The organism is Rhodobacter sp. TJ_12 (assembly GCF_020023995.1).
Classification (GTDB): Bacteria; Pseudomonadota; Alphaproteobacteria; order Rhodobacterales; family Rhodobacteraceae; genus Rhodobacter.
The window spans coordinates 1-594 of the sequence record NZ_NRRD01000073.1; the positions used below are offsets into that span (position 1 = coordinate 1).

Below are 594 nucleotides of genomic sequence, written 5' to 3' on the forward strand. Positions count from 1 at the left end.
CGACGACCTTCGGGTCATCGCATGGGAATGTACATGCTTCTGACATGGGAAAGAGCCTTGCTCTTTCCGGATCAGATCAAGCGCGAAAAGGGCGTTTGGTGGATGCCTAGGCAGCAAGAGGCGATGAAGGACGTGATACCCTGCGTTAAGCCATGGGGAGCCGGGAATGGGCTTCGATCCATGGATGTCCGAATGGGGAAACCCACCTGATTGTTCGTTGTTGTCCTACCGCTTCGCTACTTGAGGACTTGTCCGACAGTAGCAAGCGCGGGATCATCAATGGGCAAAGACAGGTATCATTACCCTGAATACATAGGGGTTTTGAAGCGAACCCGGGGAACTGAAACATCTAAGTACCCGGAGGAAAGGAAATCAACAGAGACTCCGCTAGTAGTGGCGAGCGAACGCGGACCAGCCGATCTCCGAAGAGTGACTGGAATGGCCTGGAAAGGCCAGCCACAGCGGGTGACAGCCCCGTACAGGAAGCTCCAGGAGACATATCAAGTAGGGCGGGACACGTGAAATCCTGTCTGAAGATCGGGGGACCACCCCCGAAGGCTAAGTACTCCTTGCTGACCGATAGCGAACCAGTAC

Annotated in this window: 1 rRNA gene; it reads left to right on the forward strand. The window is 54.9% G+C overall.

Annotation, left to right across the window (positions count from 1 at the left end):
* Nucleotides 1-74: 74 nt before the first annotated feature.
* Nucleotides 75-594 (forward strand): 23S ribosomal RNA (locus CKO11_RS17230); the annotation flags it as partial.